Source organism: Rhizobium sp. P2_G9 (assembly GCF_056403475.1).
Map to the genome: position 1 here is coordinate 1 of NZ_JBFUFK010000095.1, position 10,194 is coordinate 10,194.

The 10,194-nt window shown below is 62.0% G+C and carries 7 protein-coding genes; 6 read left to right on the top strand and 1 reads right to left on the bottom strand.

All coding sequences use genetic code 11. From position 1 onward, the window contains the following. The first annotated feature begins 449 nt into the window (after positions 1-449). On the top strand, positions 450-2,711 hold the full coding sequence (locus AC1DYF_RS39410; protein ID WP_477884273.1) for a beta strand repeat-containing protein: 2,262 nt from the start codon (positions 450-452) through the stop codon (positions 2,709-2,711). A gap of 71 nt (positions 2,712-2,782) precedes the next feature. Here the strand turns inward: AC1DYF_RS39410 and AC1DYF_RS39415 are convergent, their stop codons facing one another. After that, positions 2,783-3,952, bottom strand: a complete 1,170-nt coding sequence (locus tag AC1DYF_RS39415; protein WP_477884275.1) for a helix-turn-helix transcriptional regulator — start codon at positions 3,950-3,952, stop codon at positions 2,783-2,785. A 469-nt stretch (positions 3,953-4,421) separates the two neighbouring features. Between AC1DYF_RS39415 and AC1DYF_RS39420 the strand changes: the two genes are divergently transcribed. The 5 genes from AC1DYF_RS39420 (at position 4,422) to AC1DYF_RS39440 (ending at position 9,683) form a co-directional block, all read left to right on the top strand. Then, positions 4,422-4,712, top strand: a complete 291-nt coding sequence (locus tag AC1DYF_RS39420) for a hypothetical protein (protein WP_477884277.1) — start codon at positions 4,422-4,424, stop codon at positions 4,710-4,712. 61 nt (positions 4,713-4,773) lie between these two features. Further along, the gene (locus AC1DYF_RS39425) at positions 4,774-5,421 is read left to right on the top strand and encodes a TetR family transcriptional regulator C-terminal domain-containing protein (protein WP_477884279.1); all 648 of its coding nucleotides are present in this window, start codon (positions 4,774-4,776) and stop codon (positions 5,419-5,421) included. 105 nt (positions 5,422-5,526) lie between these two features. Continuing rightward, a complete protein-coding gene (locus AC1DYF_RS39430; protein ID WP_477884281.1) occupies positions 5,527-6,882 on the top strand; it encodes an aspartate aminotransferase family protein in 1,356 nt (451 codons plus the stop codon). Then, a complete protein-coding gene (locus AC1DYF_RS39435; RefSeq protein WP_477884283.1) occupies positions 6,879-8,471 on the top strand; it encodes a N,N-dimethylformamidase beta subunit family domain-containing protein in 1,593 nt (530 codons plus the stop codon). The genes AC1DYF_RS39430 and AC1DYF_RS39435 overlap by 4 nt, the downstream gene beginning before the upstream one ends. A gap of 129 nt (positions 8,472-8,600) precedes the next feature. Continuing rightward, on the top strand, positions 8,601-9,683 hold the full coding sequence (locus AC1DYF_RS39440) for an IS110 family RNA-guided transposase (RefSeq protein WP_477884285.1): 1,083 nt from the start codon (positions 8,601-8,603) through the stop codon (positions 9,681-9,683). Positions 9,684-10,194 lie beyond the last annotated feature (511 nt).

Genomic DNA, 10,194 nt, shown 5'->3' on the forward strand with positions numbered 1-10,194 from the left:
GTCAAATCACTTGGAAAACGAAGCGCGTCTCGGTTATGCTCACGCCGAGCGATAACAGTCCAGGTCATCGGAAACCCCATTTTGATTTAGCACCAAAAGGGAATCACAACCTGCTGTTATCGCTCAACTACTTTTAAATCGGGCTCTCAAACACGACAGAAATTCACCCACCGCCATTACGCCTGTATTTTCATGAAAAACCGATGCGACAGAGCGTCGCGCGAAGCCGATGCAAGGCTACTGCAGAATGTTCTTCAACCCTTGCCGCGCTGTTCGGACTGTCTGCCGGCGTGCTCGCCTCATGCCGCGCGCCGTGGGTGACCGCCTGGATGGCCACAACAATATTTCGACGCCTATCCAAAATGGGGCATGCCCGTCCTCGATCATGCTCTTAATCTTTCGTTCCCGGGAAATTTCACCCGCCTCCAAGACATATGGGAACGTTGACCATGGCTGTGCATAAACACCAACTCACCACCGGCACCGACCACATTGTCGGAACGTCCGGCAAGGACCTATTTCTGGCGCCACTGACCGGCGCCGCACACAAACCGACATTGACCAATAAAGACCGCCTGGACGGAGGCGACGGCACGGACACGATTTCGGCGGCACTTTCGGGCGCGAGCCTGGCCCCCTGGCTGAAAAATATCGAGCAGGCCATATTCAGCCGCAGCGCGACGACCGCACTCAGCCTGGATCTTGCCCATGCGACGGCGCTCACCAGCCTGTCTTTCAAGGCATTCGACTCCGGTGTGACCGTCGCGCATGCGACCCACGCGGCCACGATCGCCATCAGCAATACATCGGAGCAGACGATCGAAGTCGATGGGATCGATGAAAACACCGTTTCCACTGAACATCTGAAGTTCAAAAATGCGCAAGACGATAAGCTGACCCTGGCCACTGCCGGCGGCGGAGACTTCAATGCCCTGAATGTGTCGCTGTCCAACAGCAGCGTCGAATTGCAAGGCAACAGCCGTCCCACCGAAATCACCATCCACTCCAATGGACACAAACAGAACGACTTCTATGCCCACACGTCGACGACCGGTCACGACGTTGAAAACCTGACGATCTCGGGAAAGGCGGCGTTGAACCTATGGGGTTTGAGTGTCGCTTTCACGTCGCTGGCCAGCGTCTCAGCCGCAAATATGCACGGCGCTTTGATAGCCGAATTCGGTGGCGCGAATCTAACGTCGGTGGCGACGGGCAGCGGCAATGATGCAATTATCCTCGACAGCCTTGGTGGCACGACGGCCAACAAAGGGACTGTCGATCTCGGCGCCGGCGATGATGATCTGGTCATGTCGCATTCATTCGCGTTCGACGCCACGACCCAAACCTTCGTCGGCGGGGACGGTGTCGACACGGTTGATATATCCGGCAATGTCAGCGGCCTCTCGTCTCTGTTCAGCGGCTTTGAACATTTGGCGGTCGCCAATGCCACCGGCACGTACAATCTCGGTTCGGAATGGACGGCGTTCTCGTTCGACAACGATACCGCAAGCACGGACCAGGTCGTTGTCAATGGCTCATCTTTGACCGCGGTGACCGGATCGTCGGACAAGGATTACTTCGCCGTCACCGCTCTGGGCGGCGCGGCCGGCTCGAAAGCAGTGGTCGATCTTCAGGCGGGCGACGATTTCCTCGATGTGACCAATCTGGCGCTGAATTCCTCCACGCAGTCTTTCGAAGGCGGAGACGGCAATGACGGCTTCGTGATCAAGGGCAATGTCGCCAATCTCGCGGCGCTGTTTCATGGTTTCGAATACACGTACATCGATGATGCAACCGGCACCTATGATTTCGGCAATTCGGGCATCAACGGGATCATCCTGGGCAACACTCCGGTATCATCCGTGAGCTTCAACAATGTGCAGTCGGGGGGATTGGTACAGATCCTCGGCACACAGGCTGAATTCATGACGGTCAATGTCGAAAACGCCGCCAGCCTGCACAATGAAAGTTTCAGATTTCAGCTGGCCTATACGGCCGATTTCGGAAATTCCACGGTCGGGCTTTTCGCGCCGAACCTGTCGAACCTCTTCATCGACAGCTTTGCCAATCATCACACAATGTATCTCTCGACGGTTGGAGCGGCCACGGATACGGCCAGCGTGACCATCACCGGCGACGGTGCCCTGACTCTGAACGCGACCAACGCATCGACCAGCTATATTTCCGAGCTGACGATCACCAACACCGCCGGCGTGGATATATCCGGCCTCGCCAATGGCACCCAGGCCTTTGTGTCGTCGGGCGCGACGATTGTCGGCGGCGATGGAGACGACATCCTGGTGGGCGGCGCCGGCAGTGACACGATCTCCACCGGCGGCGGCAACAATACGGTGCATGGATCGCTGGGGACGGATGTCATCAACCTGACTGCCAATAGCGGCCTGGATGTGATCGCCTACGACGCCGTGACTCAATCGCCCTTCAGCAGCGCCGACACAGTCAACAATTTCGGGATTCTTGACTCGATCGACATCAGCGGGCTCGTTTCCAGCGTCAATTTTGCCGGCAATTACGTGGATTTCTCCTCCGGAACGCCACATCTTTCGCACACCGTCGTCATGGCCTTTTACGACACCACCAACGACCATCTCTATGTCGACCTCAATCATGACGGGTCGATCGATGCCGCGCATGATCTCGACATCAAGCTCGATATATCGACCTTCAATTCCTGGAACATCACCGCGTGAGGTGAAACAGGCCTGCCGTTCAAGTCGCCGGATGCTGCCAGCATCCGGCAATCTCGACGCCAACCCGCCGATCAGGCGTCACGTCGCATTGGGTGCGCGCATTGGCCGCCGGTGACGCGGGCGGCAAATGCGGCAAGCTCGCTCTGGCGCGAGATGTCGAGCTTGGCGAAGATTCGTTTGAGGTGGCCACGCACCGTTTCGATGGAAAGCTGCAATTCCGCCGCCGCCATGTCCGGGCTCGCACCCGCGCCAAGAATGGAAGCCACGCGGGCCTCGGCTGCCGTGAGGCCGAACAGCGTGAACACGCGCCAGTCGCATGCCGCAGGCATGCTGTCCGGATCCATGACCAGAACGGCAATTTCCGGAAGCGATCGCAGGGGCAAAGCCAGCCTGTCCACATGTCTGCTCAAGGGCATGGCATTGACGATCAGCGGCCGCTTGTCCTTTGCCCGTTTCAGCGCCAGCGGTCCCCGAGGGCGTCCGTCGGCCCTCGGCTCCAATGCCGACAGAAGCAGATGATCCAGTTCTCCCTGCTGGCTCGGTGACGTGGCCAGCAGCCTTCGGTCGGCAATCCGAAAACCATCACCGTCCAAGCCCGCCGCTGCATCGTTGATCTCCAGGATGCGACCCTGCCCATCCAGCAGGACAATGCCGCAATGCTGCCGATCCAGAAGCGCCAATGCGCTCTGGAACTGGCCGGCAGACGCATTCAGCCGCATATGCATGCCGAGCGCTTTTTCGGCATGCACCGACAGGATATTGAAAACCTGCATCTGGGTCTCATCCAGAAGGCCCTTGCGCCGGGACGTGGTCACCATCATCACATAGCGCATCTGGGTCGCCGCCGGACTGGTGCCGCGCATCATGCAATGCGCCATGTCATATTTGCGCGCATAGCCCTGGTAGAAATCCAGCTTCGGCATCTGATCCAGGGCATAGATATCGCCGTCCCAGATGCTGCGGCCCACAAGTGGCGCTTGCCTTTCGCGGGCCATGAACGGCGACGTCGCGTACCACTCCTCGCCGAAATTCCGCGCCGCCTCCTCGACCGCATTGCTGGCATAGACGAAGGAGGCAGCCCCGCACCGCTTCTCCACCGGATAGACTATCATCCCCATGCCGCCGCAGGAGGCTGCGACGCCATCCATGGCCTCCGGCCAGAGATCGGGTTCAAGAACGGCGTCGTAAATCCTGGCGACCGCGGCATTCAATCTGTCGGCACTCGGCAAGGATTCCGCCATTGTCTTTGTTCTCGTGGGATTTAAGCCAGGTAATCCATGAAGGCGAGCCACCCCGAGGCGGCAATCTTCTCTCAGTTTCTGCGAAATCATGTTGCAAATGCGGCACGGATGGTGGAATGCGCCGTAAAATCGGAAATCTTGCGAAAATCTGGGGTTACGCGACCTGCTGCGGACGAGCCTTGCGGATGGTCAGGAGGTTGCACGTGCCGGTGAGACGCCAGAACGTGCCCAGAAGACGCCTTCGGGGACAGAGCACGCCCACGCGCCAGTCTTCGTCGCCCGCGCCCGACCCAAAATGCAACACCCTGCAAACCGAAACAACACACCACGAACCGGATACATTGCGAGCCCCCGCCGCGTTCCACTTCCCCGCGCAGCCCTTAACAAGCCCTTAACTTCCTGCCCACGTGCAAACACACCTTTTGCCGCCTGCCGCGTTTGTGCCGATATCCGGATATCGGATGAGGGGATGGATATGGGTCACGATCGCAACGAATGGCTTCGTGTGGCAGCTGGCGTCAGCAGCTATCGCGCCATGTATGATTTTGCGGGGCATGTCATTCAGAGCGCCGTCGCCACGCGGCGCGACAGGCGCGCGGCGCAGCGCGTCCACCGTATGCTCGGCGAGGTCATCCATCTGCCCATTGCCGATGCGGCGCATCTGATGCAGTCGCGCCATTGCTTTGCAAAACTGGTCGCCTCGCTCAGTATCGGCATCGACGAAGCCACGCTGAAGGCGGTTGGCTGCAGCTGCGATTAAACCTGTCGACGTGATCAACCCACAGGTATAGGAAGGCGAAAATGACAGGATCAAGCTTTCCATGGGCGAACTTGGAAAATTCACACGCAAGCTTCCCGACGATCGCCGCAAGACTCTGATCGACGCCACGCTCGCCTGCCTGGCGCGTGAAGGCACTGCCGGCCTGTCGATCCGCAAGATCAGCGCCGAAGCCGGCATTTCCATCGGCCTGATCAATCACCACTATGACGGCAAGGATCAGCTGGTCGGCGCCGCTTACGAGGCCTTTTCGCTCGGCCTGCTCGATGCGACGCGCGAACGGATTGCCGCCGCCGACCCGACCGCACGGGCGCAGCTCAGCGCCTATGTCGAAGGCCTGCTGTCGCCGCCCATGCTCAAGCGCGACACGTTGCGCGTCTGGGTGGCTTTCTGGAGCATCATCGAAAATTCCATCCCGATGATGGACGTGCATGACCGCACCTATGCCGAATATAGGCAGTTGCTGGCCGACCTGCTGACCGAGGCCGGCGGCGCCGCCAGGGCGCCCGAGATCGACGGCCGGCTCTCGGCCATCGCGCTCACCGCGCTGCTCGACGGGCTCTGGCTGGAATGGTGCCTCAACCCCAACACCTTCTCGCCGGAAGAGGCGATCGCCACCTGCGAGAACTGGATCGACGCGCTGTTCGCCGGCCTGATGCCGCGCCTTCTGGCACAGGCCAAACAAAACTGAACACTCGTTAAATTTCGATTGTCAGCGGCGGCGGAAGATGTATTGTCGGTGACGGCAGCTCAGCCCGGCCGGGCTGCCACATCTCTTCCTTTCGCAGGCGTGATCATGACACAATCCCCGCTCGCCCTCGCCGCCACCAATCCGGTCACTGACGGCCTGCCCCGCGTCGCCACTGCGCGCGGTAGCTATCTCTTCGATGTCGACGGCAAACGCTATCTCGACGGTTCGGGCGGCCCGGCCGTCTATTGCCTCGGCCATGCCCATCCCGAGGTCAACGAGGCGATCCGCATCCAGAACGAAAAGGTGGCGCATGCCTATCGCTACCATTTCACCAGCGATGCCAGCGATGAATTGCAGGGCATCATTGCCGAACGCACCGGCTTCCGCCACATGGTCTTCGTCTGTTCGGGCTCCGAGGCGGTGGAAAGCTGCCTGAAGATCGCCCTTCAATATCATGCGGCAAAGGGTGACATGAGCCGCCGCCGCTTCATCTCGCGCCGCCGCTCCTGGCATGGCAATACGCTCGGTGCCTTGTCGGTCTCGGATTTCAAGAGCCGCCGCGACGCCTATGAAGGCAGCCTGCTCGACGTTTCCTTCGTCTCCGCCGCCAATGCCTACCGGCCACCGGCCGGCGTGTCGCAGGAGCAGCTGGTATCCTATCTGGCCAGGGAACTGGAGGATGAAATCCTCCGTGCCGGCCCGGAAAACATCGCCGCCTTCATCTTTGAACCGGTCGTGGGGGCCGCCGGCGGTGTCGTGCCGGCGCCGGAGGGTTACGCCAAGGCGGTCCAGACGGTCTGCAAAAAATATGGCGTGCTGGTAATCGCCGATGAAGTGATGTGCGGTTCCGCCCGCACCGGCACATGGCGGGCACTGGAGCAGGATGGCATCGTGCCGGATATCATGAGCGTGGCCAAGGGCCTGGCCGGCGGCTATATGCCGCTCGGCGCCGCCCTTTATTCCGATGAAATCGATGCGGCCATGGTCGCCGCCCATGGCGGCGTGCAGACCGGCCATACCTTTACCGGCCATACCACGGCCTGCGCCGCCGGCGTCGCCGTGCAGAAGGTCATCGCCCGCGATAACCTGCTCGATCATGTGCTGGCGCGGGGCGCGGAGTTCCGCCGGCAGCTGACGTCTGCCCTGGCCGATGTGCCCGAGGTCGGTGACATCCGCGGCCGCGGCTATTTCATCGGCCTGGAAATCGTCGCCGATCCCGCAACGAAAATACCCTTCGATCCCGACCTGATGGTGCATGCCGATATCGGCAGCCGGGCGCTGGAGCACGGCCTGATCTGCTATCCCTGCACCGGCAATGTCGGCGGCACCGCCGGCGACACGATCATCCTTGCCCCGCCCTATAATGCGACGGAGGAGACGATGGGCGAAATTCTCTCGACCATCACACGCTCGATCAAGGACGCCGTCGTGCAGGCAAGACGGCTGGCGGCTGCGGCATGAGTTCCACCAACGTCCATTACCAGGCGGTGTTCGGCCGCTATTTCGAAAGCCCGGCCAATCTCGCGCCCGGCGCGCCCTTCCTCTGGGCCTATGTCGACAGTCACACCTATGCACCGGGTGACACGGTCTCGGTGCATCTGAGCACCTCTGCCAGGCGGCTGCATGCCACTGTCGTCCGCGACGGCGCCGTCCCGACACCCGTCCTGACGCTGGCCAATATCGTCGGCGCGGCGCACGACACGCCGGATCAGGTTTCCGTCCTCGGCTGCGCCTGGCCCGTCGCCTTCTCCTTCCGTATAGACCCCGGCTGGACCTCCGGCGGCTACAAGCTCACGCTCTGGTCGGAAGAAAATTCACGGCTGACCACCGAGACCATCTTCATCGTCCGCCCGCAACCAGGCCGTGGCCAAGGCCGCATCCTCTTCGTGCCGCCGACCGCCACATGGTCAGCCTATAACGACTGGGGCGGTTCGAACCATTATGAAGGCATAACCGGCCCGAACCGCGACCAATATTCTCCTGTTGTCTCCGCCAACCGGCCTTTCGCCAAGGGCTTTGTCAGCCTGCCGCCGGATGCGCCGCGCGTGGCGCTCGACCATGTGCCGGACCTGATGGCGCCGCCGCGCTACCCGCATATGGAATGGGCCTGGCGCACCGGCCACAGCAAGAAATACGCCTCGTCCGGCTGGGCGAGCTATGACCGTCCCGTCTTCCACTGGCTGGAGCGGCAAGGCTACGCCGTCGACCTGATCACCCAGACCGACCTGCACTACCGCCCGCATCTGCTCGATTCCTACCCGCTCGTGGTCTTTGCCGGCCATGACGAATATTGGACATGGGAGATGCGCGATGCCGTCGACGCCTATGTCGAGGCCGGCGGCCATGTCGCCCGCTTTGCCGGCAATTTCATGTGGCAGATCCGGCTGGAGGACGAAGGCCGCCGCCAGGTCTGCTACAAATACCGCGCCGCGAGCGAAGATCCGATCGCTGCCACCGACCAGGCCCATCTGCTGACCACGAGTTGGGAGCACAGAACCGTCGGCCGCCCCGGCGCGCTCACCTTCGGCCTCAACGCCACCCGCGGTGTCTATACCGGCTGGGGCGGCTGCGTGGCGCGCGGCGCCCGCGGCTTCCCGATCTACCGTCCGGACCATTGGTGCTTTGCCGGCACCGGGTTCGGCTACGGCGATGTCCTGGGGGCGCAGGCGCATGTCTTCGGCTACGAGGTCGACGGGCTCGATTACATCATCAAGGGCGGCCTGCCCTATCCCGGCGGCGAGGATGAGGTGCCGGATGGCCTCACCATCCTGGCGCTCGGCATGGCCAGCAATGTCGAAGAAGGTGATGCCTATCGCGCCGGCGACGGTTTTCTGGCTGAAGACGATGCCCGCTTCGCCGCCGAAATCCTCTATGGCAGTGCCGACGAAGTCGAGAAGACCCGGCGCGGCAGTGGCATGATGGTCAATTTTCCCAGGGGTAAGGGCGAAGTGTTTCACGCCGGCAGCGCCGAATGGGTGGCGGGTCTGATCCGCCGCGATGCCGGGGTCGAGGCGGTGACGCATAATGTGCTGCGGCGGTATTTGGGGTGAACCGCTCCGTTCCCCAGCCGGCATGTGGAAAGACCCCGCCCCAACCCCTCCCCACAAGATTCCATGAGGGTGGATAGCGCCACGGCTTGTATCAAAGTCGTGTTTGCAATCCCAACTTTGGAGGGCCTCATGGATATGATCGCAGAGAACCCCGATCGCGCGGGCGCTATCCGCACTGATCTTGGCGCAATTTTCGTCCGTTTGGCGACGCTGGTGGGCAAGGCGCGGGCGCGCAGCGGGCTGACCTTTCCCGTCATCGTCATTCAGGAGGCTGGTCTCGACGGCTTCTGGATCCACCGCGCGCTTGAGGCGGCACGGATTGAGAGCCATGTGGTCGATCCGGCCTCGATCGCTGTGCCGCGGCGCCGCCGCCGGGTGAAGACGGATCGGATCGACGGTGAGACGCTGGTGCGCGCACTGTTGGCCTTCAAGCGGGGTGAGCCGCGGGTCTGCTCGATGGTGCGGCCGCCGACACCCGAACAGGAGGACCGCCGCCGGCTGGTGCGGGAGTACCGGGAACTGATCAGCGAGCGGGTGCGCTGCATCAACCGCATCAAGGGCCTGCTGTTCACGCAAGGGATCTTGGACTACCGACCCTTGCGCCGCGACCGGAGGCAGTGCCTGACGGCGCTGCAGAGCGTCGATGGGCGTCCGCTCGGGCCGCACCTGAGGGCCGAGATCGACCGGCTGCTCGACCGGCTCGAACTGCTCCTCAAGCAGATCAAGGCGCTGATCGCAGAGCTCAGGGCGTTGACAGCCGAGGCGAAAGCCGCGGAGGCCAAGGCTATCAGCATCAATGCCGACGCCACGATGATGGCGCAGCTTGTCCAGATCCGGGGCATCGGCCAGGTCTTTGCCGCCGTGCTCGTCACCGAGGGCCTGTTCCGACAGTTCGACAACCGCCGGCAGGTGGCGGCCTATGCCGGGCTGGCGCCATCGCCCTGGCGTAGCGGCACGATCCATTACGAGCAGGGTGTCTCCAAGGCGGGCAACAAGCGGCTGCGCACGACGCTGATCCAACTGGCCTGGCTATGGCTGCGCCATCAGCCGACAACGGCGCTCGCCGGCTGGTTCGAGGAGCGGGTGCACCACAACGGTGGCCGCGTCCAGAAGGTGATGATCACCGCGCTGGCGCGCAAGCTCTTGGTGGCGCTGTGGAAATACGTCACCCAGGGCGTCGTCATCGAGGGCATGGCCATGACCGCCACCTGACGTCGCCCAACGCTTTCTCCGATGGCCTGATCCGCTTCGGAGACATCCGGGTGAACGAACCGCTCCCCCCTTTGGCAACCAAAGGCCGGCCACAAGATTGGTTTCGTTCTCCCGAGCCCTGGCCGCTCTGTAAGCGGAAGATTGGTACGGCTGCCTCATGGACCCCGATTCCAGAGGCGGCGACCGGATGTGAGGTTATGCGCGGCACGGTCCGCCGACGCGCATGGTGATCACGGGCTCACCTGGATTTGTCGCCGAAACGATCCCGCCAACGGCAAGCGGACCTATTGCTCGAGGTACTCAACGCCGCCCCCACCCAACGGGCAGCGTGGCATCGTGCTCGACCGCCGCAAGGGCAAGCCGCTACGCGGCCGGCCGATGGCCGACCCTTGCCCCGCTCTGCGCGCGATGCCATACAAAACCGTAAGGTCGGGACGAACAGGAAGGCCAACCCGTCGAACAAACAGGAAATCCCTAACTCATACCTTGACAGCAAAATCCTCATGTGAGG

What these genes read in the sequence shown, in the direction of transcription:
- AC1DYF_RS39415 (WP_477884275.1), bottom strand. Translation starts at nt 3,952, where the DNA reads ATGGCGGAATCCTTGCCGAGTGCCGACAGATTGAATGCCGCGGTCGCC.
- AC1DYF_RS39435 (WP_477884283.1), top strand. Translation starts at nt 6,879, where the DNA reads ATGAGTTCCACCAACGTCCATTACCAGGCGGTGTTCGGCCGCTATTTC.
- AC1DYF_RS39425 (WP_477884279.1), top strand. Translation starts at nt 4,774, where the DNA reads ATGGGCGAACTTGGAAAATTCACACGCAAGCTTCCCGACGATCGCCGC.
- AC1DYF_RS39440 (WP_477884285.1), top strand. Translation starts at nt 8,601, where the DNA reads ATGGATATGATCGCAGAGAACCCCGATCGCGCGGGCGCTATCCGCACT.
- AC1DYF_RS39420 (WP_477884277.1), top strand. Translation starts at nt 4,422, where the DNA reads ATGGATATGGGTCACGATCGCAACGAATGGCTTCGTGTGGCAGCTGGC.
- AC1DYF_RS39410 (WP_477884273.1), top strand. Translation starts at nt 450, where the DNA reads ATGGCTGTGCATAAACACCAACTCACCACCGGCACCGACCACATTGTC.
- AC1DYF_RS39430 (WP_477884281.1), top strand. Translation starts at nt 5,527, where the DNA reads ATGACACAATCCCCGCTCGCCCTCGCCGCCACCAATCCGGTCACTGAC.